The following is a 22,358-nucleotide window of genomic DNA, read 5'->3' as shown; positions in this document are numbered from 1 at the left end:
TTTAGCCGCTTCTTCCGCAGGTACGCGTAATATTTTCTCGTTAATGATCCGGACGTTCCGTTTGGCACTTTTAGTAGGCTGCTATGGCAATTCCCTAGAAGCCGCGGTTTGGACTTTAAAAGGGCAATCCAAGGCGCTGCTTCTCGTCAACACGGGTTTATCAGCGGTCCGTTACGTCGGATCAGCCAAGGCCGCGAGTCCTTCGAGAAAGGCCAATTCCGCCGAACTCATCTTTTGCTCGCGGTTCCAGAGCACATGGATGTCGGCGTCGATCACGCCGTCATCCGGAGGCAGGCGCCAGAGCACGCCACGAGCCACATCGTCGGCGGCGAGGTGCTCGGGCAGGCAGCCGATCCCGAAACCGGCACATACCAGCCGGCGCACCTCGTCGACGCTGGAGGAAGACGCCACTACCCGTCCTTCCAGGCCCTGCTGATCACGAAAAATCGCCAGCGGGGAAAGATTGCCGCCGATCTGGTCACTGGTGAAGCTGACGAAGGACTCCCCACGCAGGTCGTCCACCGTCAGCCCCTTCACACCGAAATGGCGATGTGGACGACCGCAGAAGAAGGCGTAACGCTGCGGCACCAGGCGCCGCTGCTCCAGCCTGGGCGGCACACGGCGGCACAGTCCCAGCCCCAAGGTGGCGGTCCTTTGTTGCAGGGCGCTGAGGATGTCCGCGCTGCGCAAGACCTCCACCTCGATTTCCACGCGTGGAAAACGCCGGTGGAATTCCGCGAGATAGCCATCGTAGGCGGATGACTCGACACGGCTGACGCTGAGCAAGCGGACCTTGCCCACTACGCTATCGCGCTCTTCGCCCAGGGCCGCACCGATCCGCGAGACGTTGCCATAGATGTCAGCGGCGATCCGCAGGACTTCCTCACCGGTCCCGGTCAGGTCGAAGCGCTGGCCCCGGCGCAAGATCAGGGTGGCGCCGAGTTGTTCCTCGAGCCGCTTGAGCGCCTGGCTGACCGCCGACTGGGTAATGTACAGCCGCGCCGCCGCTTTGCTGATACTGCCCTCCTGGCCAATGAACAGGAAGGTACGCAACAGGCTCCAGTCCAGCCGATCATTGAGCACGCGCCGGGGATCGCTGTGGATGGCCTGTCGCTGATCAAATATCTCTCCCATATTAGATCCTCTAATACCAGACATTAAAACTAGAAAATTGACTAATTCTAGGTCTGGCGCGATAACGATGGGAAGCGCCCCAGAGCGCTACCGTGATCTGCCTTGCCAACCATACCTGCCTAGAAACTGCTCGCCGGGCCACGTGCCGTCGCCGGTTTCGTATAACGATTTCAACAACAGGGCCTCTCGTATGTCTCGTTCGCCGCAATCCCGCCGTGCCGCCGCGTCCGCCTTTTTCGGCACAACCATCGAGTTCTACGACTTTTACATTTACGCCACGGCGGCCGCACTAGTATTGGGTCCGCTGTTCTTTCCCAGCCACAATCCGGCACTGAGTACTCTGGCCGCCTTCGGCACCTTCGCCGTGGGCTTCGTCGCCCGGCCACTGGCCGGCATGGTCTTCGGTCATCTGGGCGATCGCCTGGGCCGCAAGCGGATGCTGTTGTTCACCATGACGCTGATGGGCCTAGCTACTGCTGCCATCGGTCTTCTCCCCACCTACGCCAGCGCCGGAATCTGGGCACCCATCGCGTTGGTCGCCCTGCGTTTCATCCAGGGCATCTCAGTGGGCGGCGAGTGGGGCGGCGCGGTGCTGATGGCCAGCGAGCACGCTCCTGCCGGACGCAAGACATTCTTTGCCTCCTTCGCCCAGCTCGGCAGCCCCGCAGGGCTGTTGCTGGCGCTGATCGCCTTTCGCCTGGTCAGTTCGCTGGACCCGGCTGACTTTCATAGCTGGGGCTGGCGCCTACCGTTCGTGGCCAGTGGCGTGCTGATGTGTGTGGGCCTGCTGATTCGCTGCGGGGTCGAGGAGTCTCCCGAGTTCGCGGCGCTAGAACGCGCCGGGCGCAAGGTGGACAAGCCGGTCGCCCAGGTGATCCGCCGCTGCTGGCGGCAGATCCTCTGTGGCGCCGCCGCCGTCACTATCGGCTCGGCCGGCTTCTTCTTCACCAATACTTTCATGATTTCCTACGTCACCCAGTACCAGGGCATCGCTCGCACCACCATCTTGGACTGCCTGTTCTTGGTGACGATCTGCCAGTTCCTTACCCAGCCGCTCGCCGCTCTATGGGCGGAGCGGATCGGCACCGCCCGCTTCCTGCGCGCGGTGGCCCTGGCCTGCATCGCCGTGCCCTATCCGATGTTCCTGCTGGTGCAGACCGGCAACCTGGTGGCGATGACCGCTGGCATCGCCCTGGCCGTGGTCACCCTGTCGGCGCTCTATGCGGTGATCGCCGGATACCTGGCGGAAGCCTTTCCCGCCGAGCTGCGCTACTCCGGAATCTCGCTGGCCTACCAACTGATCTGCGCCATGGCCGGCGGCACCACCCCTTTGATCGGCACCCTGCTGGCGCAGCAATACGCCGGGCAGTGGCTGCCGCTGGCGTTGTTCTTCAGCGCCCTGTCCGCCTTGTCGTTGATCGGCGTAATCGGCCTGGCCCGTCTGCGCGACGAGACCAGACGGCCGGCTACGCTGCCGCGCGTGGCCTGAGCAGGCTCGCCTTTGTCTAGCCCTGGAGTGACCATGAACAAGCCTTCCACCATGACCGATGCCGAATGGACCGCCCGCTGCGAACTCGCAGCGCTGTACCGGCTGGTCGCCCATTTCCGCATGACCGATCTGATCGACACCCACATCACCCTGCGCCTGCCCGGTCCGCAACATCACTTCCTGATCAATCGCTATGGCGTGCTGTTCGATCACATGAAGGCCTCCGATCTGGTGCTGATCAACGAGCATGGCGAGGTGGTCGACGAACACTTCGGCCCGCGCCGGGTGAATGCGGCAGGCTTCGTCATCCATTCGGCGATCCACCTGGCGCGCCCTGACATGGCCTGTGTGATCCATACTCACACCGCCGCCGGTATGGCGGTGGCAGCCCAGGAGCAGGGCCTGCTGCCCATCAGCCAGCATGCCCTGAAGTTCTACGGCAAGCTGGCTTACCACACCTACGAAGGCATCGCCCTGTCGCTGGACGAACGCGAGCGGTTGATCGCCGACCTAGGACCGCACAAGGCGATGATCCTGCGCAACCATGGCCTGCTGGCGGGTGGCAGCAGCGTGGCGGAGGCCTTCCATCAGATCCACTTCCTCGAACGTGCCTGCCAGGCGCAGATCCAGGCGCTGGCTGGCGGCACCCCGCTGGTCTATCCCAGCGAGACGGTGCGGCACCTGGTGGCGCAACAGTTTGAGCGCGACGAGTCCGCCGAGATCGTCTGCCTCACCTGGACGGCGGCGCTGAGTCTGATCGCCCATCAGCGCGAGGACTACTGCGCATGACTACCGTCGTCCTGCTCACTAGAGACGCCGACCTCATCGGTGAATTGCAGGCCGCCTTCGCCGCCCATGCCCCGCAGCTCACGGTGGTGACGCAAGACGATGCCCGCGCGAGCACGGCGACTGTCGCCGCCTGTTGGTTTCCCCCCGTCGGCAGTCTCGCCGCGCTCCCACGGCTCCAACTGGTGCATTCGGTGGCCGCGGGCGTCGAGCACCTCGTCGCCGCCGGCCCCTATCCGGCACTGCCGGTCTGCCGTGTGGTGGATCCGGCGCATCGCCAGGGCATGCTCGAATACATGCGCTGGGCGGTCCTGCACTACCAGCGCGGTTTCGATCAGGTGCTCGCGCACCAGCCCAGCCAGACCTGGCGCCGCCCACCCCAGGTGCCGGCCGGCGACTACCGCGTCGGAGTGATGGGCCTGGGCTCCCTGGGCGCGGCCGTGGCCGAGGATCTGGCCGACGCCGGCTATGCCGTGCGCGGTTGGGCACGCACGCCCAAGTACCTGCGCGGCGTAGATTGCCAGGCCGGCGACGCCGCGCTGTCCCGTTTTCTCGACGGTCTCGATCTGCTAATCAACCTGCTGCCGCTGACCCCGGCCACCGCCGGCATCCTGGGCCACGCCACCTTCACCCGGCTGGCGCGCGGCGCGGTGATCGTCAACGGCGGCCGTGGCGGTCATCTCGACGCCCAGGCGCTGGCCACGGCGCTTAGCGAAGGCCAAGTACGCGCCGCGCTGCTGGATGTGTTCACCCACGAACCCTTGCCCGCCACCGACCCGCTCTGGCACCTGCCGGGCGTGACCGTCACCCCGCACATGGCCTCGGCCGCGTCCTACCCTTGCATCGCCACCCAGGTCGCCGAGAACACCCGGCGCCTGGCCGCGGGCGAGCCCCTGCTGCACACCGTCGATCCCGCGCTCGGCTACTAGGTCGCGCGCCCTGAAAGGAGATTTTTCATGCTCGAAGTCAACGGCGAACGCCTCTGGAATAGCCTGATGGAGATGGCCGCGATCGGCGCCACCGCCGGCGGCGGCAATAGCCGCCTGGCGCTCACCGAGGAAGATCGCCAAGGCCGGGCGCTGTTCGTCGCCTGGTGCGAAGCCGCCGGCCTGAGCGTGCAGCGCGACGCCATCGGCAATCTCTTCGCCCGTCGCCAAGGCCGCGACGCCGACGCGGCGCCAGTGGTGATGGGCAGCCACCTGGACACCCAGCCCAAGGGCGGTCGCTTCGACGGCATCTTTGGCGTGCTCGCCGCCCTGGAGGTGATCCGCCGTCTGAACGAGGAAAACCTCGAGACCCGCCTGCCGTTAGAAATCGCCGTCTGGACCAACGAGGAAGGCGCGCGCTTCACCCCGGCCATGCTCGGCTCGGCGGTATTCACCGGGGCGCTGCCGCTGGCGCGCGCCCTGGCCACCGAGGATCGCCAGGGCGTCAGCATCGCCCAGGCCCTGGCCAGCACTGGCGAAGCCGGCGAGCGAGCCTTGCAGCGGCCGCTGGCCGCCTACTTCGAGGCGCACATCGAGCAGGGGCCGGTGCTGGAAGCCGCTGGCCTGCCAATCGGCGTAGTCACTGGGGGTCAGGCCATCTGCTGGCTCGACGTGCGCGTCGGCGGCACCCCGGCCCACGCCGGCACCACGCCCATGGCGATGCGCAAGGACGCCCTGTTCGGCGTCGGCGAAATGCTCGCGGCGCTGGAAACTCTGGCCTCTGAGTTCGCCCCCGCCGGGCTGGTCACGGTCGGACAGGTGGACATCGCCCAATCCTCGCGCAACACCATCGCCGGCCAAGTGGACTGGACCCTGGACCTGCGCCATCCCGACGACGCCCAGTTGGCCGCCTTGGAAGTCGCCGCCCGCGAACGGCTGGCCGCCATCGCCACCCGTCGCGGGCTGACGCTCGCCATCGAGCGCCACTGGCTGAGTCCAGCCACGCCCTTCGCCGCCGACTGCGTGCAGGCGGTGCGCGACGCCGTGCAGGGGTTGGGCTATGGACACCAAGAGATCATCAGCGGCGCCGGCCACGACGCCATCCATCTGGCCCGTCATTGCCCAACCAGCATGATCTTCATCCCCTGCCGCGACGGCCTCAGCCACAACGAAGCCGAGTGGGCCGAGCCCTTCCACATCGCCCAGGGCGCCGCCGTGCTGCTCAATGCCGTCCTGGCGCAAGCGGGGCACTGATCCCGCGCCAATAAACAACACCCTCCGCCCCGGCCACGGGCGCGGCCTGGCGTGGTGCCTGGCGCCACGCCCTTGCCTCCTGCCAAGACAACAACGCCAACCCCTATGCCCGGAGGATTCACCGTGACCACCACCACGCTTAGCTCCAGCCAGAGCCTGCCCGCGCAGGCCCCCACAGACATGAAGCGCGTCGCCGTCGCCAGCGTCATCGGGACCACCATCGAATGGTATGACCTGTTCGTCTTCGCCACGGCCTCGGCCTTGGTCTTCAACAAAATCTTCTTTCCCGGCTTCGACCCGTTGGTCGGCACCCTGCTGGCCTTTGGCACCTTCGCCTCGGCCTATGGCGCGCGCATCATCGGCGCGGCGCTGTTCGGCCACTTCGGCGATCGCCTGGGACGCAAATCCATGCTGCTGGTGTCGCTGCTGCTGATGGGGGGCGCCACCTTTCTCATCGGCCTGCTGCCCTCCTACGCCACCCTCGGCGTCTGGGCGCCGATCCTGCTGCTGACCTTGCGTATCATCCAGGGCCTGGCACTGGGTGGCGAATGGGGCGGCGCGGTGCTGATGGCGGTGGAGCACGCACCCGCGCGACAACGCGGCCTATACGGCTCCTGGGTACAGATCGGCGTACCAGCCGGTACCCTGATCGCCAACCTGGTGTTCCTGCTCATCGCCAGCGGGCTGTCCGACGAGCAATTGCTAAACTGGGGCTGGCGCCTGCCGTTCCTGGCCAGTGCGCTGTTGATCGTGGTCGGCCTGTACATCCGCCTCAACATCACCGAAACGCCCGCCTTCGAACGCCAGGCCACCCAGCACGAGGTGTCGCGCATCCCGCTGCTCGAAGTGCTGCGCAACCACGGCTGGCAGGTGCTGCTGGGCGGCGTCGCCACCCTGTCCACCGGCACCGCCTTCAACATTATCGTCGCCTTCGGCCTCACCTACGGCACCCAGACCCTGGGCTTCACCCGTAGCGCCATGCTCGCCATCGTGCTGCTCTCCTGCCTGCTCTGCATCGCCCTGTTGCCGCTGTTCGGCGCGCTGTCCGACCGCATCGGCCGCAAGCCGGTGATCGTCGCTGGCATCTTGGGCGAGGCCCTGGTGGCGCTGCCGCTGTTCTGGCTGATGGACACCCACGTCTGGAGCCTGGCCCTGCTCGGCTACTGCCTGCTGATGACCGCCTTCGCCGCCAACTATGGCCCCATCGCCACCTTCCTCGCCGAGCTGTTCGGCACCCGCGTACGCTATTCCGGGCTGTCGGTGGCCTACATGCTCTCCGGCCTGCTCGGCAGCGCCGCCACCCCCATCGTCACCACCGCCCTGCTCTCCGCCACGGGCAAGGGCTCTTCGGTCGCCTGGTACCTGATGGCCTCGGCCGGCGTGTCCCTGGTGGCCCTGCTCCTGCTCACCGAAACCTTCAAGCGCCCGCTCGACGCCCGCGCCTGATCCCCTACCTGGCCCGCCCCAAGTGGGCCCTTGGAGTCGCCATGCAACGCATCACTGCCGCCCTCGCCGGCCCGCAACCGGTCGGTCCCTACTCCCAGGCCGTCGTCACCGGCCATCTGGTGTTCACCGCCGGGCAGATCCCCGCCAACCCCCATGGACAGATCCCCGCCGACTTCAGCGACCAGGTGCGCCAGACACTGCGCAATCTCGGCGCCGTGCTCGAAGCCGCCGGTTCCGGCCTGGATCGCCTGGTCAAGGTCAACGCCTACCTCACCGATCCCGCCCAGCTCGAACCCTTCAACGCCGTCTACCGCGAACTGCTCGGGCACGCTCCGCCGGCCCGCACCACCGTGTGCGTGCAACTCTGGGGCGTGGCCCTCGAAATCGACTGCGTGGCCGCAGTGCGGGAGGCGCCATGAGCGACGTGGCCGCCCTGCTCGCCGACCTCGCCCAGGTCAGCTTTCCCACCCTCGGCCACGTACTCGAGGAGGGTTTCGCCGATCCGCTGCTACGCCAGCAAACTCCCGGCCGGCGCCTACTGGGCCGCGCCGCCACCCTGCAACTGGCCGATCACGATGCCTGCGCGGTCAACCACGCGCTGCTTCGCCTACAGCCTGGGGAGGTCCTGGTCATCGCCACCGGCGGCGACAGGCGCCATGCCTGCATCGGCCTGGTCACCGCCAGCGCGGCCCTAGTGGCGGGCGCCCATGGCCTGGTGGTTGACGGCCTGGTGACCGACAGCCGCGAACTTGTCGATCTCGGCCTGCCGGTGTTCGCCTACGGTACCAGCCTGTGTACAACCAAGCTGCGCGACCTTGGTACCAGCCGCTTTGGAGTCGAGATACACTGCGCTGGCGTCAAGGTCCGGCCGGGCGACCTAGTACTGGGCGACGACAACGGAGTGCTGTTCCTATCGCCCAGTGCCGACCTGGCCGCGACCGTTATCGCGGCGCTCGCGACGGACGCCGCCGAGCCGCAGTTGCTACAACGACTGCGTGACGGCAACCCCCTCGCCGAGGTGCTCGCCATCACCTGCTCCACCGTCGACACTAGCCACTAGGGCGTGTCTGAACAGTAGCCGAGCGAAGGTCAGGCAAGGTAATGATCTTTGAAGAAGCGGATCGGACTCGCGCTCGACCGGGCTCGAGAGCGGGTTTACGAATGATCAATGAGCATTCCGACGGCGCTACCTTGGCCGGACTGGCGATCCAGCTAATTTTAACGCAGCCTGACCTTCGCTCGGCGACTTTTCGTACAGACCCTAGAGCCTCGCTTAGTGCGCTTGTGACTTGCGTATTTCAAAAGGCAGACAGGGTAGGCATTTTCTTAAGCGAGTCGCCGACCATGTCCTCCCCTTTCACCTGGAATATCGCGTTCCACTCTGGCTTTCCTGCCGACAGCGACCTTCAAGCCGCACTCGACGTTGGGATAGCAGTTGGGGTCGTCGCCGATCAAGTGATGCTCAGGCAGCAGCTGCGGGCCCTACCTGACCACCTGGACAGGGCGGTAAAGTCTTCGTCGACTCCGGCACATTCACCGCATTTTGCCGGCAGCTAGCCATGGATTGGCCCTGGCTTCTCACGCTCTGGGTCGCCCGGTCGCCGTGGCCAAGAACCACTCTGCAAAAGCCATCAGCATGCACACCGCCAACCATCCGGCGGCTAGGCATTTCACCACAGATGTCTTCGAGGGCGACCCAGACACCGAGTGCGGCGGCCGCCGGGTGGGCTGGTTTCACATGTCGCCCGACTGCACCCACCACAGCCAGGCGGCCGGCGGCCACCCTCGCTCATCTGCGCGGTAATTGCGATGCCCGCTCCCTCGAGGAACCGCTGCACACCATCAGCGCCTCCGGCCAGCACCACGGCGCGGTCACCGCCTTCCTATCCCGGCAGTTCGGCGGCTCCGTTGGCCAACGCGTCGACGAGCCGGCACCGACCATCACCGCCGGCGGCGGGGGCAAGACCTCGGTAGTCGAGCTGCAGCTCTCGCCCGAGGTCGAAGCCGGTGGCCTGCGCGTCGCCGCATTCCTGATGAGCTACTACGGTGCGGACAACACGAGCCGGCCGGATGAGCCCTCCCCTACTGTCACCACGAAGGACCGCCTTGCGCTCGTCACCGTCACGATCCAAGGCATCCCCTACGTTGTGGTCGACATCGGCCTGCGCATGCTGCAGCCGCGAGAGTTGTACCGCGCCCAGGGCTTCCCCGACTCCTACCAGATCGAATTTGGCCACGACGGCAAGCCGTTCACCAAGTCCGAGCAGGTCCACATGTGCGGCAACAGCGTCTCACCGCCGCACATGGCGGCCATTGCCCGGGCCAACGACCCCTGGCGCGCCGCAGTGGCGACTCCGCGGCGAACAGCTGCGGCGTAGCGTCAAGTCACCGATCCGGCCGGTGGCAGCGCCGCCTGGCCGATCGGTGCAACACCCTTTGCTCAGGAGAAGAACGACGTGAACGACTCATTTCAAGGCGCAACGGTGGAGGCGGCGCAGCGCCGTCGCCGCTTAGTGATGAACACAGCCCAGAGCCCCCGGGCGGACCAGCCATGAGCGGCGCAACGATCTACGTGTCGGCCGAGGACCTGGATGCCTTGCAGGAAGCCGACGGTATTCTGTACGCGCTTTTCGAAGCCGCCGACGCTGAGGCGACCAGTCTAAAACTCGCGCGCGATGGCCTTCGCCGCGTGATCGGAAAAACGCAGAAGGCCGCACGTGCCGCCGGCGGCCGTCGTCTCGTTCAGACCGCACTACGCTACGCGGAAACCCTTAAAGGAGAAAATCGTGCCCCAGATGGACTATGAACCGTTTGCAGGAATCATCCAGCGGGCGCTCCAAGCACGCGGTACCGCGGAGGGTGATCTCGCCCGCGATCCGAGATATCTCGCGCCCGGCTATGTCGTCCGAATGTGCGCAGCGCTGGCCCGGGCCGCTGCTGAGTGCAGCGGGCGCGACGTGGCGCTCGACGAAGTTATCCGCCTGGAGCGCACCTGCACCGGTGCCGACTACCACCACAAGCTGGCACTGCGCTGCGCCCAGCTCGCCGGTTGAGCGTCGGCTGTGGTCCACGATCCCGCGGCGTAGAGAATTGCGCGTGCGGAGGAGCGCTCCTCGCTATTGAGGCCCCGCCGCAGGCGGTATTGGCGCTAGCGCGTCGATGAAGATGGGTTACGGTGGCCACTACCTAGACCTTCGCCTCACCGGAGTAGCGAATGAGCGCAAGCTGGATCCTCACCCAGTCTGGAAAGCAATTTGACCTGCTGGCGCCTGAAGCCGACATGGTGGTGATGGATGACATCGCCCATGCACTGGCGAACATCTGCAGATTCGCGGGTTACACCCAGACCCACTACAGCGTTGGCCAGCACAGCGTATTGGCCAGCCACCTGGTACCGCCGGCGGACGCGCTTCACGCGCTGCTGCATGATGCCGCCGAGGCCTACGTCGGCGACATGGTGAGTCCACTCAAGGACCTGCTGCCAGGCTTCAAGGCAATCGAGGCGCGGATCTGGATGGCCATCGCAGCGCGCTTCGAGATCGCTGCGCAGATGCCGGCCAGCATCAAGGAGGCAGACCTGGTGCTGATGGCAACCGAGCGCCGCGACCTGCTACCCCCAGGCCCCCCATGGCCGTCACTCGAGGGGATCCAGCCGCTTCCCAACCAGATAGTGCCCTGGGCGCCGGCCTTCACGCGGCTGGCATTCAAAAGACGCTTCAGGCAGCTGGTGCGGTCCAGTGGCAATTTCGCGCGGTTGCGCCAGGCGGCCGAGGCCTAGGCCACCTATGCACGGTGGCACGCTATAGGCGGTTTCGCCGTGTAAGAATCTTACAAAGGCGTAGCGGCAGCAGAGGTCCGGCCAGGCGGTATCCAGGGAGCGAAAGAATCTTTCGCCGGCTCTCTGGCCTAGTCCTCACCACCAGCAAGGGGATAGGGATCGATCCCTTGGTCAGCGGTATCGAGCGGACAGGCCACGACGTCCGCGAGGCGCGGCGCCCGATCACCCAGGGACTCGTTCAGCCGCTTGAACCAATCACCGCAGTCCAGCAGCGGGACCTGGAACGACTCCTCGCGCTCGAGCAGCAGCCCGTTGCTTCCTACTTGCTGGTTGACGACCTTGTCGCGGGGCGTCAGGCACGTCGCCTCCAGCCGCGGCTGCAAAAAGGTTGGGATCGAATCCTGGTACTCCATCGGCCGCTGCGGCCAGGTCGCCATCTTGTCTGAGACGACTTGGTAGGCGTCGGGCTCGCCCAGCAGCTCATAGTGCACGCGATGCACGATCAGCTGCTCCGCCGCTACCGCCCAGCGATACACCACGGTGAATGGCTGGGCCGGCCGGAGCGTATCGATCAGCAGACCTACCCGCGCCAGGCGGCCACGCTTGCTGCAGCCGATCGCCATGCGCTTGTTCGGCATCGGCCGGCGCGTGGCCAGGTCCACCCGATCACGCAGGAGCAGGCCGATGGAGTCGATCCGCAGGTCGATCAGTTGGACGTGCGGCCCCGAAACCGGACAGGTCAGGAACCGCGGTACCAGATGAATGAGCATTAGCGGCTGCCTCGTGCGTCGGGGTGCTAGCCGGCCGGCAGTTGGGAGCTCGTTCGCTTGAACAGCGGATCGGCGCCCTCAAAGACGTCATCCGGCGCTTCCGGCCACTCGCGGCGGATGGCGTCGAAGTCGCCTTCATTCCAGCACCGCAGGAAAGTCATGCCCTCGTCGGTCTCCAGCGCGAAAGCGATCGCGGCCGTGGATGCGTCAGGTGCCTGGTCGACTTTCTTCAACGCGTCGTCAATCGCGGCGGCATAGCCTTCACGGTAAGCGTCATCTGGATGGGCCTTGGTGGGGCCAGCCGTGGGGATCAGTGCACCGATCATGTTGTACAGGTCGAGCATGGGGCCGTCCTCGATAGAAGTGGTCCGTCCCAGATCAACGCGCTTTCCCACTTGGCAGCAAAGGCGTCGACCCGGGCGGTCGGCCTAGTGTGCAGCTGGCGCCCTTAGCGCAAGCGGCGATTCACGCCCTTCTTGGTAGGGGATTCGGGGGTTGCCCGAGATGCTGCATCGAGCTCGGCCTGGAGCTCACCAGGCGTGCCGGTGAGCTCTGCCAGGAGCTGCCGGGCCAACGCGTGCGCATCGTGATCCGCCGTCGGCGCCGACCGAGCGCGCGCTGGCCCATCGATTGTTGGGCCCAATGCCCGTGCACGAGGTTGAGTCATGTTCACCCTCCGAAACGTGGGCCGCTGACTGTCATTCCGGTAGCACGCGACGTCAAGAGGACATCTAGCCAGCCGCCGGCACCGGGCGCCTTCGACAGGCGCCGGGGGCGTATCAGGCCGGCGGCGTGTGCCGGCGCGAACGTTCCGCAGCCAGGAAGCCCTTCACCAGAACCGAGCCCCAGGTGTAGAGGGTCTGTCCAAACACCCCGTAGTAGAAGGCGAGTAGCCAGGGGCCCGGTGTAGGCGCGTCGAGCATACGTGCCAACCCGAAGGGGGCGCCGGCCAGGGATGCAATCAGCGCGAGGAAAAGAAGGTAGTCGCCCATCTGGCTGCCATGGCTCACCGGCGGAGCCACTGGCTCCGGGGCTTTAAAGGGAGTGGTGTCCCAGGTCTCGACCAGGCCCAGCGCGCTGCGGACGGCCGCCGGCGCCAGAGATACTTTCGGATCGACGTCCAACCGAAGCATCTGGATGCCGCGCATCTCGTCCCAACTCAATCCGTACCCTTCTGCAGCAAGCTGCTCCAGGGCGCTGATCAGCGCAGTATGGGTCGCCTTGCCATGCCACAGCCCGTCGCGGTGGTCGATCCAGATGCTCCTGGCACCTTGCGCCTGGGCGCAAGCCAGGCGGGCCTTGATGGCCTTGAGATAAATGGCCGGATCGACTGGCAGGGTGCGACCGCCCCTGTGCTCGAGCGCGTATTTCATGCCTGGAATCCCGACTGGAAGAAGGGATCAGTATCATCGCGCTACTACTCTCTGGGCTGGTGATTCACGCCCGTCCTGGGCGGGAACCGGGCCGGTACACGCCCTTTAGAGGGGCAAACTCGCGACTTTTTCGGCGTTGCTCTCGCGACACTGGCGGTCTGATACCCGCCACGAGGTTCCAATGTCCGAACACGACACCACGCTGCTTCCCGAACTCATCCGCGACCTCATCAAAGAGCGGCGCGCTTCCCGCCGGCTGAAGCTGCTCAAGTATTCCTTCTGGGGTACCGGCCTGCTGCTGATTGCAGGCGCGGTACTGGTCGAGCACCTGCAACTCGACGAGGTGGATGAAGCCAAGCAGATCACGGCCGTCATCCAGGTGCGGGGCGAGATCGCCGACGGCGCCGAGGCAAACGCCGCCGCGCTGAAGAAGGCCATCGGACGCGCGTTCGATGACGAGCGCGCCAAAGCCGTGGTTCTCAAGATCAACTCGCCCGGCGGCAGCCCGGTACAGGCCGGCCAGGTGTTCGACGAGATCAAGCGCCAGCGCGGCCTGCATCCGAAGGTGCCGGTCTACGCCGTCATCGAGGACCTGGGCGCCTCAGGTGCCTACTACATCGCCGCGGCCGCCGACGAGATCGTGGCCGATAAAGCCTCGCTGGTCGGCTCCATCGGCGTGACGGCGGCGTCGTTCGGCTTCGTCGACCTGATGAACCGCGTCGGGGTGGAACGCCGGGCCTACACCTCCGGCGCGCACAAGGCGTTCCTGGATCCGTTCCAGCCGAAAAACCCCGAAGAGACCGTCTTCTGGAATGACGTGCTCAAGCAGACACACCAGCAGTTCATCCAGTCGGTGAAGACCGGCCGCGGCGATCGCCTGAAGGATGCCGATCATCCGGAGCTGTTCTCCGGCCTGATCTGGACCGGCGAGCAGGCCAAGCAGCTGGGCCTGATCGATAAGCTGGGGGATGTCGACTATGTCGCCCGGGACCTGGTGGGCGCCACCAGCCAGGTCGACTTCACCGTCAAGGACAATGCCTTCGATCGCTTCGCGAAGCGCCTGGGCGCCTCCGCCGCGCAGCAGCTGTCGATGGCGCTCGGCTTCAGTGGCGTATCGCTCCGATGAGTCACATGGTGAAGATGTCCCCAATGCTGCTTCAGGCCTCTATCGCACCAGCGCTAGCCCCGGCAAATGAAGTACGTCTGGTTCAGGTATTCGATCCGATGGGCACTCAATACCCCAGCACCTCTTGGCAGCGTGCTGAAGAGCTGGTGCTCAGCAATCGAGCCGAATGGATGCCAGGTCGGGGCGAAGGCGAGCTTTCCGCACTCCAACTGACCTACGTACCGTTCATGATCGTTGCGCAGGTCGATCCTACCCAGGACCAGATGGGAGAAACGAAGTCGGCGAGGGCCCGTCGACATAACGTAGCCACACTGCGTAAACGCGATGGGGATCTGTGCTTCTACTGCCTGAATGAGATGACGCGCGAGGAAATGACGCGCGAGCATTTGCTCGCTTCACATACGGGCGGATCTGACCGCAATGAAAATCTTGTGCTCGCCCACGCGCGGTGCAACAAGGCGGTCGGGCATCTCCGCATTGCGGAGAAAGTCCGCGTACGAGAACGCAACCTCGCCCGCATTCTGCTCACTGCCGGCCCTGACTTTACCCATCGCCTTCTGCAGCAGCTGAAGATCATGCCGGTGGAGAACTGACGGGTACCCGGACGCGACAATCGAAGACGGCGTGATCGTCGACGGCGTGGAGAATCTGAATGGGCAATTCGAAATGCTTGCCCTGGCTAATGACCTAATCGTCCCCCCCATACAGATGCGCTACACCGCATTACAAGGCATGGCATGAGATCAGCAGCCCCAGGTAAATATCCCCTGGAAGGGGGCCTCTTAGGCGGCCAAGTTTCAAAGCGTGGCCGAATAACCCAAACAGGTAGCAAGCATAATGACGCTCGATGAAGCGATGGATGAGGAAAGAATGGTGACCCGTGAAGACGCGGAACGTGAATGCCGGAAGCACACGCTCGATCCGTCTGAAATGTTCGCAGAGCTGGGCGACCACCCCGAGTACAAAGCCTGCGATGTGCTTATCTGGCTCGGTTACTGAATCCAGGCAAAACGACTCATGGGCCGTGAACCTGCTGCATCGGCTCGTGAGCTTGATGCTAAAGGCGAGCCCGAGGACCTTGCCGCGCTACGTGTCGGTTAGTGGGCGGCGCTCCCTGGCTGCTCGCGTACTCGCGGCCGGCGACGGGAGATGGTGCAGACGATCGTGGGCCACCAGCACCTCAACCACTCAAAGCCTTATTTGACGGTAGATCTGGCGACGATTCGCCGGGCATTCGAGTTGGCTGTTCGAAGTCACTCACCTTGCAGCTTGTAGCGAATTTATGTAGATTTATCTAAATCCGATAAACCTCCAAAGGTTTGTATAGCTATGGACCCTATCAGTAATCCTTATTCTCCGGGGGCCGGCACGCCGCCACCCGAGTTGGCTGGCCGAGGTGAACTTCGTGAGCGCGTGAGGATTGGCATTGCAAGATTGCGCCGAGGAAACCCGGCCAAAAGCGTTTTGATGGTCGGGTTGCGCGGCGTGGGCAAGACCGTGTTGCTCGACCAAATGCGTACAGATGCCGAGGCCGCAGGGGTTCATACGATCCGTATCGAGGCACCTGAAGGTCGCTCCCTGCCAGCGCTGCTGGCCCCCCAATTGCGCCTCGCATTACTTCGGTTAAGCCGGGTTGAGGCAGCGAAAGACATGGCTCAGCGTGGCCTGCGCGCCTTGGCAGGCTTCGCCAAGGCCTTGAAGGTGACCTACAACGACATTGAGGTAGGGCTGGACTTCGACCCTGAGCCAGGCCTTGCCGACAACGGTGATCTCGAAAGCGATTTGGCTGCCTTGCTTGAGCAAGCAGGCTCAGCCGCTCGGCAAGGCGATACCGCGCTGGTCATCTTTATCGACGAACTTCAGTACGTGGGTGAAGGTGAGCTTGCCGCATTAATCTCTGCTCTCCATCGGTGCGCTCAGAGCCGGCTGCCAGTGACTGTGGTAGGTGCTGGCCTGCCTCAACTGCGCGGGCGAGCTGGTAACGCAAAGTCCTATGCAGAGCGGCTTTTCGACTACCCGGAAATTGGCCCGCTGAGCCAGGCTGAAGCGGCAATAGCTATCGTAAAGCCGGCTGATGACGAGGGTGTCAAGTTCGAAGCCGAGGCTGTGGGGCTTGTTGTGGATCAGACCAGGGGCTATCCCTATTTCCTTCAGGAGTGGGGTAAGCATGCGTGGGATGTGGCAGAGCAGAGCCCCATCACGAAGATGGACGTAGAGCGCGCCACTGGCGAGGCCGTAGCCGCTCTTGATGAGAGCTTCTTCCGGGTTCGTTTTGATCGGCTCACACCAGCTGAGAAAAAGTACCTCCGCGCCATGGCTGAGCTTGGTGCAGGGCCGCATAGGTCAGGGGATATTGCAGAAAAGCTCGGGCGACGTGTGACAGCCCTTGGGCCGACCCGCAATAGCCTGATTGCCAAAGGCATGATCTGGAGCCCTAACCATGGTGATACTGCGTTCACCGTGCCGCTCTTTGACGAGTTCATGAAGCGGATTATGCCGGGGGATGAGTGGGATGCCACGTGACACGAACCGCCTGGGCGGGCGTCCAGCAAGAGGCTGGCTGAAGGGCTAGGCACTGGGCCCTTTGGGTGAATCCGGCGAGCGATGGAATAGGAGCGCGAAAGGGCCAAAGAGGCAGAAGGCTGAAAGCAACATCCAGAAGGTGATGAACGACGCCTCGCCTCGTTCATAGCGCGGCGCTTCACTGCCAAGCGCGCCCTGGCCCCGCCACAGCAACAAGGCGCCCAACGCCAGGCCTATCGCCCACAGGGCCGGAGCGTAGTCCTGCCGGATATCTAGGTTGATGAGGAGCTTCCACAGCCACGAACCGGCGCTGCAGACGCTGGCTATCACGCAGAGCCACATCAGTGCATACATGACGTCGGCGCCGAAGGCAGGAACGATTTCCATGTTCCACTACCCCGCGAGCTTAGCCGTCAGCTCGTAGGAAACGAGCCAATCGCTAACCGCCTCACCGGCCTCGCCCACAATGCCGCTATCCAGCTGCTCACGCAGGCGGGCTGCAAGCTCGTCGACCGAGTCGCACCCCATGTCCTCGAGCTCGTCCGTCGTTACCTCAATGCGTACCTTCATCATTGGTCTCCTATAGGCCAGATGACCGTCATCCTCGCATAGCTCAGTACTGCCGCGGGCGAGGTTCACGCCGGCCAGGGGTGTGAACCTGCAGTTAGCTCGTCTCAGGCGCTAGCCGGCACGCTCGCAGGGCGCAGCCGTGTCGGATTGGAACGCGATGAGCGAGGCGCGCGCCTGGCGGCACGCCTCAAGGCACCCAGGAAAGGAACACGGAACATCGGCCAGCGCATCGGCAAGCGCCTGGCAAAAGTTTGCGAGCGCGAAGGGCTCGTCTATCCCCTCTCCCCCGCCGACCAGGTAGTTTGGCGCGACTTCGACGACCAGCCCGGGATTTGAATCTGCCTCGCGCTGCAGTGTGAAGCGGCCGCCCGAAAGCTCGCGGATCAGCCGCCCCAGCGGTATCCGCGCAAAGCTGCGAGCGTCATCGAAGATTCCGGCGAGCTCACGGATCCGGGCGAAGGGCGCGCGCCAGCGTCCCTCCTCATCTGCTCGCGCTCGCGCAGCCCTCTCCAGGTACCACCGTTCGTACTCCACCACCGGTAACCCTCGGTACAACACATCCTCGAGCTTCTTTTGCTCAGGACTATCGATCCAGCGGTCTCGGGTCTGCGACACGTAGGCAATCAGCAGGTTCGCGCACCCATGCTGCCGCAGGCGCTCAACCTGGTGTTCAAGTGAGGCGGCCGGAGCCCACATCCACGCCGGCGCAAAGCACTCGATCTGCGCCGCGAGCGCGGCGGTCACAGCGTGCACGTCAGCCAGTACCTCGAACCACAGCTCCCCCGTGGTGGCGCCAACCTGGTGATCGAGCGGGAGCCGAGACAGGCGGTGAGGCAGGGCCAGGGCCAGATCCACGAACCCGGGCAGCCGCCGAACGCCGAAGGTGTAGCGTTCCGCGGGGCGGTGGTGCCGCGCCCGTGATTCGGCCTGTAGCGCCCGCTGCAGGATGTCCGGCAGCCACGGCAGCGCTGCGGCCATCCGGCCGCGCTCGGCAAAGTGGCGAGCGCTGAACGTCCCGTTCTTGCCGTTCGGCACTACGAACCAACCACACTGGACAGCTTCGGCTATGAGCTGGACGGGCTGCTGCAGGTTAAAGGACACCGCGCCCAGTACATCGCGAACACCTCCCGACTGCAGGGAGGCGAGGTACCGCCGCGCCCAGGGATAGGCCTCCTTGCACAGGATCGCCTGGCGGTAGTGCTCGAGGGGGAAGGATGCCCGTTCCGGGCCGAGGGGTTCTATAGATCTCATCTTGGCTTCCTGCAGTTGATGCAGCCAGCGTACGGAGAATCGATAGAACGCAAGTTGTCAGCTTTCGACCCAAAGCGGACGTTGAAGTAGGGCAAGTACCGGCCAATAGTAGTAGCTCGCAAACAAGTTAAGCCGGGCTCGTGGAGGACGGTCAACTCCGATAATGACCACCGCTATCGGCAGCACGCTGATCGGCGTCGGATCTCGCTAAGGTCACAAATCGGCTCTCGTTTCGCTCAAGATTCTCGCAGCATCCCGCGCAGGAGGCAGGCCGAACACCCGTGCATAATCCCGCGTGAATTGCGTGGCGCTTTCATAGCCCACCTCGAACGCGGCGGCCGTGACGCTTTTGGCGCTGGCGACCATGAGGGTTCGGGCCTGTAGCAGGCGAACCCGTTTCTGGTACTGCAATGGGCTCAGCGTAGTGACGGCTTTGAAATGCCGGTGAAACGCTGAGACGCTCATGGCCGCCTTTTGCGCCAGGCTTTCTACTCTGATCGGTTCAGCAAAGTCCCGCCGAATCCACTGAATGGCCAGGCTCACGCGGGCCATGGCAGTGTCTGGTGCGGCGATCTCTCGCAACATCCAGCCATGCGGGCCTTGTAGAACGCGAAACAATATCTCGCGCTCGTACGCTGGGGCGAGCGCGGCAATAGCATCAGGGTTGCCCATGAGTCGAAGCATGCGCACCCAGGCGTCCATCAACTCTGGCGTGATGGCAGCAACCGAAAAGCCGGGGTCGCTTTCGTACCGCCCCATAGGTTTCGGAAGGTCAGCCAGCAATGTAGCGAGCACTGTCGGATCGAGGGTCAGGCTAACGGCTAGGTAGGGCTCGCCTGTCTCCGCAGGGTGGACAGCCCCTACCGCGGGCAGCTCGATGGACATCACAAAATACGTCGCAGGGTCATACCGAAGGGTGCGGTCGCCCACCGTCATCGTTTTGCTGCCTTGCAGGATCAGGTTGATCATCGGGTCGTAGACGGCAGCGAGCATGTGCTCGGGGATATCGCCCTGAACCATGGCGACGCGCGGAATGCCCGTCTCGGTGCGGCGATTTTCGGCCTTGGCGGCCAAAATGCGTAGCTCATTCAGTTGATTTTTCATGGAAGGGATGTTGACTGGAGACCGACGCGCCGTACAAGAAAAAAGCAGAAACAGGCAAGTTTGGAGTAGGAAAGGCTGCGTCGGCGAAGCGGTGTGTCGCTACTGTGGTGACTCATTACATCAACAGCGGAGCACCATATGAGCGTGATCGTCATTACCGGCGGCAGCCGTGGTATCGGTGCCAGTACGGCACGGCACATTGCCCAGCGTGGCACGGGTGTCATCCTGACTTACAACAACAATCCCCAAGCAGCGGCGGAGGTCGTAGGGAGTATCGAATAGGCCGGCGGTAAAGCCGTTGCGCTCAAACTCGATGTTGGCAACGCGGGCAGTTTCGAAGCGTTTCGAGAAGCGGTCGTGATGACCTTAAGAGACGTCTGGAACATCAGCACGCTCACTGGCTTGGTCAACAATGCGGGGTATGGCCTATTCAACCCGCTGCAGACTGTCAGCGAAGCCCAGTTCGACGGCTTGTTCAATGTTCACTTGAAAGGTCCGTTCTTCCTGACCAAGGCACTTCTTCCATTGCTGGAAGAAAACGCCAGCATCGTCAACCTGACCAGCGCCACCACCCGCGTCGCCACGGCCGGGGTGGCGCCTTATGCGGCTTTTAAAGGTGGGCTGGAAGTGCTCACGCGCTATATGGCCAAGGAGTTCGGTGATCGGCGTATACGGGCGAATGCGGTTTCACCTGGAGCGATTCGAACTGAGTTGGGAGGCGGGCTCAACGACGAGTTCGAGGCGATGCTGGCTGGGCAAACCGCTCTGGGCAGGGTGGGTGAGCCTGAAGATGTAGCGCAGGTCATTACCATGCTGTTGTCCGAAGACGGCGCCTGGATCAATGCCCAGACCATCGAAGTGGCAGGCGGCTACAACATCTGAACAAGCGAGGACTATGACGTGCTGGATCATGTTTTCCTATCGGTTAGCGACATCGAACGCTCCATTCGTTTTTACGAAGCGGCACTGTCGCCGCTTGGCATCAACGCACGTCTGGACTATGACGGCAAGAACGGCCCGCCAGGTCATCCGGATCTCAAAGGCTTCGGCGCCAATGGCCGAGTGTTCTTCTGGCTGCGCGAGGGTGTGGTCGAGGGACGGGCTGCTCACGTCGGATTTGTCGCGAGCAGCAAGGCCGAGGTCAAGGCTGCCTATGCCGCCGCTATGAGCCATGGGGCCGTTGACAATGGCGCGCCTGGTGCCCGGCTGCATTACGACCCGAATTATTACGCCGCGAACGTGCTAGACCCGGATGGCTACAGTGTGGAATTCGTCTACAAAAACTGGCAGCACGCGCAATGAAGACACTACTGATTTACGGCGCGACGGGTTACACCGGGCGCATGGCCGCTGAGCGAGCGAAAGCACTAGGTCTAACTTTCGAAATAGCGGGACGTACTGTTGATCGACTTGAAGATCTTGCCGCGCAACTGGATGTTTCTTACCGCGTGTTCGGAGCAGATGCTCAGGCGGCAGAGGCGCTGGATGGTATAGACGTCCTGTTGGACTTCGCAGGGCCTTTCGCGCAAACGGCTGAGGCGTTGATGCGGGCGTGTATGCAGGCTGGTGTCGACTACCTAGACATCACGGCCGAGATCAATGTCTACAGGCTCGCGGAGCGGCTGGGTGCTCAAGCTGGCGAGGCGGGCGTGATGCTTCTGCCTGGCGTCGGCTGGGACGTTGTCCCCACGGACTGCCTAGCCATGCATGTGGCCCAGCGGGTTGCGGACCCTCATGCGCTGAACATTGCGCTGCAGGTTCCCGGGTCCATGTCGCGGGGTTCGGCGATGAGCGTCAGCGAAATTATCGGCGCAGGGTTGCTCGCAAGGGTCGACGGGGAACTCGTGGTAACGCCTGATGCGCAGTCACGCCAGTTTGATTTTGGCGACGGGCCGGTGACGTGCCAGCCGTTATCTTTCGGTGATCTAGTGACGGGGTGGCATTCGACAGGCATCCCCAACATCGCGATGTTCGTGCATATCTCGGGCGAGGCTTTTCCCAAGGGTGACTTATCACAACTGCCTGATGGTCCCAGCGCCCATGAGCGGGACACCCACCGGGCTTGCGCGGTTGCAGAAGTCACCGGGGCGGATGGCAGCGTTGCCATATCCATGATCGAAACGGTAAACGGATATTCCTACACGCCGCTGGCCGCCATTGAAGCTGCGCGCCGGGTGTTAAGCGGCGAGCGCAAGCCTGGTTTTGAAACGCCAGCTCGCATTTTCGGCGGTGAATTTGCCGAGAGTATTGCCGGAACGATCATCACTGATCGCTGACTTCCTTAGTACGCATCAATCTGCTCAGCCCTGGCCCCGTGAACACCCCGTCCCTGCGCAACGTTCTAGGTGAGCGTGCCTAGGAGGTGATTGATGCCCTCAGCGAGGGGGAGCACGCTCGGTCGGATCAGCCAGGCATATGAGATCGGTCAGGCCGCGCTCTTCCTGACGAGCGATACATCGAGCGGCGCTTGATCAACATGCTGTTCCCTTGTCTCACTTGGGACATACAGAAGCGCGTCCGACTTGAACGGCTTTTACCAAATTTCTACGGACAGGTTTGGCTCGGATACCGCTACTGCCGAATGGCTTTTTTTGAATCATTGATCTGCCCGCGAAGTATTTAGGCGCTCGTCAAAGGCAGATTTTGGCCGTAAACAGCCTGCCGAAACCGTCCGCTTTGGGTCGATTGCTGTCAGTGGCTATTTCAGGTTTGGGTAGCTTCAGAATGTCGCGGCAATCCTGGAAATTGTCGCAAGGCGCTGGGTAGCCGCCTGCTTGCGTTCTGAAAAGCTGTGTCAGGGTGGAGGCCAGATATCAACCAGGAGCCTT

General features: G+C 63.6%; 24 protein-coding genes and 2 pseudogenes. 18 read left to right on the top strand and 8 right to left on the bottom strand.

Features of this window, described 5'->3' with window-relative positions; all coding sequences use genetic code 11:
- Nucleotides 1–171: 171 nt before the first annotated feature.
- Complete coding sequence (locus EC839_RS21730; protein WP_007162837.1) at nt 172–1,134, bottom strand: LysR family transcriptional regulator; 963 nt, start codon at nt 1,132–1,134, stop codon at nt 172–174.
- A 190-nt stretch (nt 1,135–1,324) separates the two neighbouring features.
- Here EC839_RS21730 and EC839_RS21725 point away from each other — a divergent pair, with 190 nt between their 5' ends.
- The 11 genes and pseudogenes from EC839_RS21725 (at nt 1,325) to EC839_RS21670 (ending at nt 10,813) form a co-directional block, all read left to right on the top strand.
- A complete protein-coding gene (locus EC839_RS21725; protein ID WP_007162836.1) occupies nt 1,325–2,623 on the top strand; it encodes an MFS transporter in 1,299 nt (432 codons plus the stop codon).
- A gap of 33 nt (nt 2,624–2,656) precedes the next feature.
- Nucleotides 2,657–3,412 (top strand): class II aldolase/adducin family protein, encoded by a 756-nt coding sequence (locus tag EC839_RS21720; protein WP_007162835.1) that lies wholly within the window; start codon nt 2,657–2,659, stop codon nt 3,410–3,412.
- Nucleotides 3,409–4,338 carry a glyoxylate/hydroxypyruvate reductase A gene (locus EC839_RS21715; RefSeq protein WP_007162834.1) on the top strand — a complete coding sequence of 310 codons (930 nt, stop codon included), beginning with the start codon at nt 3,409–3,411 and terminating at the stop codon, nt 4,336–4,338. Before EC839_RS21720 ends, EC839_RS21715 begins: the two co-directional genes overlap by 4 nt.
- A 27-nt stretch (nt 4,339–4,365) precedes the next feature.
- Nucleotides 4,366–5,589: a Zn-dependent hydrolase gene (locus EC839_RS21710; RefSeq protein WP_007162833.1), complete on the top strand. Its 1,224-nt coding sequence runs from the start codon at nt 4,366–4,368 to the stop codon at nt 5,587–5,589.
- A 180-nt stretch (nt 5,590–5,769) separates the two neighbouring features.
- Nucleotides 5,770–7,035: an MFS transporter gene (locus EC839_RS21705; RefSeq protein WP_017638709.1), complete on the top strand. Its 1,266-nt coding sequence runs from the start codon at nt 5,770–5,772 to the stop codon at nt 7,033–7,035.
- 41 nt (nt 7,036–7,076) lie between these two features.
- Nucleotides 7,077–7,454, top strand: a complete 378-nt coding sequence (locus tag EC839_RS21700) for a RidA family protein (protein WP_007162831.1) — start codon at nt 7,077–7,079, stop codon at nt 7,452–7,454.
- A complete protein-coding gene (locus tag EC839_RS21695; protein ID WP_007162830.1) occupies nt 7,451–8,095 on the top strand; it encodes an RraA family protein in 645 nt (214 codons plus the stop codon). Before EC839_RS21700 ends, EC839_RS21695 begins: the two co-directional genes overlap by 4 nt.
- 715 nt (nt 8,096–8,810) lie before the next feature.
- Nucleotides 8,811–9,413 (top strand): annotated as a pseudogene (locus EC839_RS21685) (DNA cytosine methyltransferase); the annotation flags it as partial.
- 173 nt (nt 9,414–9,586) lie between these two features.
- On the top strand, nt 9,587–9,841 hold the full coding sequence (locus tag EC839_RS21680) for a hypothetical protein (protein WP_017638710.1): 255 nt from the start codon (nt 9,587–9,589) through the stop codon (nt 9,839–9,841).
- Complete coding sequence (locus tag EC839_RS21675) at nt 9,831–10,088, top strand: hypothetical protein (protein ID WP_178121687.1); 258 nt, start codon at nt 9,831–9,833, stop codon at nt 10,086–10,088. Before EC839_RS21680 ends, EC839_RS21675 begins: the two co-directional genes overlap by 11 nt.
- 161 nt (nt 10,089–10,249) lie before the next feature.
- Nucleotides 10,250–10,813 carry a hypothetical protein gene (locus tag EC839_RS21670; protein WP_007162819.1) on the top strand — a complete coding sequence of 188 codons (564 nt, stop codon included), beginning with the start codon at nt 10,250–10,252 and terminating at the stop codon, nt 10,811–10,813.
- Nucleotides 10,814–10,941: 128 nt separating this feature from the next.
- On the opposite strand, the gene EC839_RS21665 is transcribed toward EC839_RS21670, so the two are convergent.
- The 3 genes from EC839_RS21665 to EC839_RS21655 form a co-directional block, all read right to left on the bottom strand.
- Nucleotides 10,942–11,583, bottom strand: coding sequence for a DUF6012 family protein (locus EC839_RS21665; RefSeq protein ID WP_017638711.1), 642 nt, complete (start codon nt 11,581–11,583; stop codon nt 10,942–10,944).
- Nucleotides 11,584–11,609: 26 nt separating this feature from the next.
- Complete coding sequence (locus EC839_RS21660) at nt 11,610–11,927, bottom strand: hypothetical protein (RefSeq protein WP_017638712.1); 318 nt, start codon at nt 11,925–11,927, stop codon at nt 11,610–11,612.
- A 435-nt stretch (nt 11,928–12,362) separates the two neighbouring features.
- A complete protein-coding gene (locus EC839_RS21655; RefSeq protein WP_017638713.1) occupies nt 12,363–12,956 on the bottom strand; it encodes a hypothetical protein in 594 nt (197 codons plus the stop codon).
- 181 nt (nt 12,957–13,137) lie between these two features.
- Here EC839_RS21655 and sppA point away from each other — a divergent pair, with 181 nt between their 5' ends.
- From sppA to EC839_RS21635, 4 genes are all read left to right on the top strand, one after another.
- Entirely contained in the window at nt 13,138–14,082 is a 945-nt protein-coding gene (sppA, locus tag EC839_RS21650) for a signal peptide peptidase SppA (protein WP_017638714.1), read from the top strand.
- 23 nt (nt 14,083–14,105) lie between these two features.
- Complete coding sequence (locus tag EC839_RS21645; protein ID WP_177416780.1) at nt 14,106–14,675, top strand: HNH endonuclease; 570 nt, start codon at nt 14,106–14,108, stop codon at nt 14,673–14,675.
- Between the two features lie 244 nt (nt 14,676–14,919).
- Nucleotides 14,920–15,081, top strand: coding sequence for a hypothetical protein (locus EC839_RS24265; protein ID WP_017638716.1), 162 nt, complete (start codon nt 14,920–14,922; stop codon nt 15,079–15,081).
- Between the two features lie 330 nt (nt 15,082–15,411).
- Nucleotides 15,412–16,605 (top strand): ATP-binding protein, encoded by a 1,194-nt coding sequence (locus EC839_RS21635; protein ID WP_026083557.1) that lies wholly within the window; start codon nt 15,412–15,414, stop codon nt 16,603–16,605.
- Nucleotides 16,606–16,650: 45 nt separating this feature from the next.
- On the opposite strand, the gene EC839_RS21630 is transcribed toward EC839_RS21635, so the two are convergent.
- From EC839_RS21630 to EC839_RS21620, 4 genes are all read right to left on the bottom strand, one after another.
- Complete coding sequence (locus EC839_RS21630; protein ID WP_007162815.1) at nt 16,651–16,992, bottom strand: hypothetical protein; 342 nt, start codon at nt 16,990–16,992, stop codon at nt 16,651–16,653.
- Between the two features lie 6 nt (nt 16,993–16,998).
- Entirely contained in the window at nt 16,999–17,175 is a 177-nt protein-coding gene (locus tag EC839_RS24260; protein ID WP_007162814.1) for a hypothetical protein, read from the bottom strand.
- A 111-nt stretch (nt 17,176–17,286) separates the two neighbouring features.
- Nucleotides 17,287–18,426 carry a hypothetical protein gene (locus EC839_RS21625; protein WP_007162813.1) on the bottom strand — a complete coding sequence of 380 codons (1,140 nt, stop codon included), beginning with the start codon at nt 18,424–18,426 and terminating at the stop codon, nt 17,287–17,289.
- Nucleotides 18,427–18,639: 213 nt separating this feature from the next.
- A complete protein-coding gene (locus tag EC839_RS21620; RefSeq protein WP_026083558.1) occupies nt 18,640–19,530 on the bottom strand; it encodes an AraC family transcriptional regulator in 891 nt (296 codons plus the stop codon).
- A 138-nt stretch (nt 19,531–19,668) separates the two neighbouring features.
- Between EC839_RS21620 and EC839_RS21615 the strand changes: the two are divergent.
- From EC839_RS21615 to EC839_RS21605, 3 genes and pseudogenes are all read left to right on the top strand, one after another.
- Nucleotides 19,669–20,412, top strand: a pseudogene (locus EC839_RS21615) (SDR family NAD(P)-dependent oxidoreductase).
- A gap of 18 nt (nt 20,413–20,430) precedes the next feature.
- A complete protein-coding gene (locus EC839_RS21610; protein ID WP_007162811.1) occupies nt 20,431–20,832 on the top strand; it encodes a VOC family protein in 402 nt (133 codons plus the stop codon).
- Complete coding sequence (locus EC839_RS21605) at nt 20,829–21,806, top strand: trans-acting enoyl reductase family protein (RefSeq protein ID WP_017638719.1); 978 nt, start codon at nt 20,829–20,831, stop codon at nt 21,804–21,806. The genes EC839_RS21610 and EC839_RS21605 overlap by 4 nt, the downstream gene beginning before the upstream one ends.
- The last annotated feature ends 552 nt before the right edge of the window (nt 21,807–22,358 follow it).

This window comes from Pseudomonas sp. JUb52 (genome assembly GCF_004341115.1).
Lineage (GTDB): Bacteria > Pseudomonadota > Gammaproteobacteria > Pseudomonadales > Pseudomonadaceae > Chryseomonas > Chryseomonas oryzihabitans.
This window is presented reverse-complemented; position numbering and strand designations above follow the sequence as displayed.

What these genes read in the sequence shown, in the direction of transcription:
- EC839_RS21730 (WP_007162837.1), bottom strand. Translation starts at nt 1,134, where the DNA reads ATGGGAGAGATATTTGATCAGCGACAGGCCATCCACAGCGATCCCCGG.
- EC839_RS21725 (WP_007162836.1), top strand. Translation starts at nt 1,325, where the DNA reads ATGTCTCGTTCGCCGCAATCCCGCCGTGCCGCCGCGTCCGCCTTTTTC.
- EC839_RS21720 (WP_007162835.1), top strand. Translation starts at nt 2,657, where the DNA reads ATGAACAAGCCTTCCACCATGACCGATGCCGAATGGACCGCCCGCTGC.
- EC839_RS21715 (WP_007162834.1), top strand. Translation starts at nt 3,409, where the DNA reads ATGACTACCGTCGTCCTGCTCACTAGAGACGCCGACCTCATCGGTGAA.
- EC839_RS21710 (WP_007162833.1), top strand. Translation starts at nt 4,366, where the DNA reads ATGCTCGAAGTCAACGGCGAACGCCTCTGGAATAGCCTGATGGAGATG.
- EC839_RS21705 (WP_017638709.1), top strand. Translation starts at nt 5,770, where the DNA reads ATGAAGCGCGTCGCCGTCGCCAGCGTCATCGGGACCACCATCGAATGG.
- EC839_RS21700 (WP_007162831.1), top strand. Translation starts at nt 7,077, where the DNA reads ATGCAACGCATCACTGCCGCCCTCGCCGGCCCGCAACCGGTCGGTCCC.
- EC839_RS21695 (WP_007162830.1), top strand. Translation starts at nt 7,451, where the DNA reads ATGAGCGACGTGGCCGCCCTGCTCGCCGACCTCGCCCAGGTCAGCTTT.
- EC839_RS21680 (WP_017638710.1), top strand. Translation starts at nt 9,587, where the DNA reads ATGAGCGGCGCAACGATCTACGTGTCGGCCGAGGACCTGGATGCCTTG.
- EC839_RS21675 (WP_178121687.1), top strand. Translation starts at nt 9,831, where the DNA reads ATGGACTATGAACCGTTTGCAGGAATCATCCAGCGGGCGCTCCAAGCA.
- EC839_RS21670 (WP_007162819.1), top strand. Translation starts at nt 10,250, where the DNA reads ATGAGCGCAAGCTGGATCCTCACCCAGTCTGGAAAGCAATTTGACCTG.
- EC839_RS21665 (WP_017638711.1), bottom strand. Translation starts at nt 11,583, where the DNA reads ATGCTCATTCATCTGGTACCGCGGTTCCTGACCTGTCCGGTTTCGGGG.
- EC839_RS21660 (WP_017638712.1), bottom strand. Translation starts at nt 11,927, where the DNA reads ATGCTCGACCTGTACAACATGATCGGTGCACTGATCCCCACGGCTGGC.
- EC839_RS21655 (WP_017638713.1), bottom strand. Translation starts at nt 12,956, where the DNA reads ATGAAATACGCGCTCGAGCACAGGGGCGGTCGCACCCTGCCAGTCGAT.
- sppA (WP_017638714.1), top strand. Translation starts at nt 13,138, where the DNA reads ATGTCCGAACACGACACCACGCTGCTTCCCGAACTCATCCGCGACCTC.
- EC839_RS21645 (WP_177416780.1), top strand. Translation starts at nt 14,106, where the DNA reads ATGCTGCTTCAGGCCTCTATCGCACCAGCGCTAGCCCCGGCAAATGAA.
- EC839_RS24265 (WP_017638716.1), top strand. Translation starts at nt 14,920, where the DNA reads ATGACGCTCGATGAAGCGATGGATGAGGAAAGAATGGTGACCCGTGAA.
- EC839_RS21635 (WP_026083557.1), top strand. Translation starts at nt 15,412, where the DNA reads ATGGACCCTATCAGTAATCCTTATTCTCCGGGGGCCGGCACGCCGCCA.
- EC839_RS21630 (WP_007162815.1), bottom strand. Translation starts at nt 16,992, where the DNA reads ATGGAAATCGTTCCTGCCTTCGGCGCCGACGTCATGTATGCACTGATG.
- EC839_RS24260 (WP_007162814.1), bottom strand. Translation starts at nt 17,175, where the DNA reads ATGAAGGTACGCATTGAGGTAACGACGGACGAGCTCGAGGACATGGGG.
- EC839_RS21625 (WP_007162813.1), bottom strand. Translation starts at nt 18,426, where the DNA reads ATGAGATCTATAGAACCCCTCGGCCCGGAACGGGCATCCTTCCCCCTC.
- EC839_RS21620 (WP_026083558.1), bottom strand. Translation starts at nt 19,530, where the DNA reads ATGAAAAATCAACTGAATGAGCTACGCATTTTGGCCGCCAAGGCCGAA.
- EC839_RS21605 (WP_017638719.1), top strand. Translation starts at nt 20,829, where the DNA reads ATGAAGACACTACTGATTTACGGCGCGACGGGTTACACCGGGCGCATG.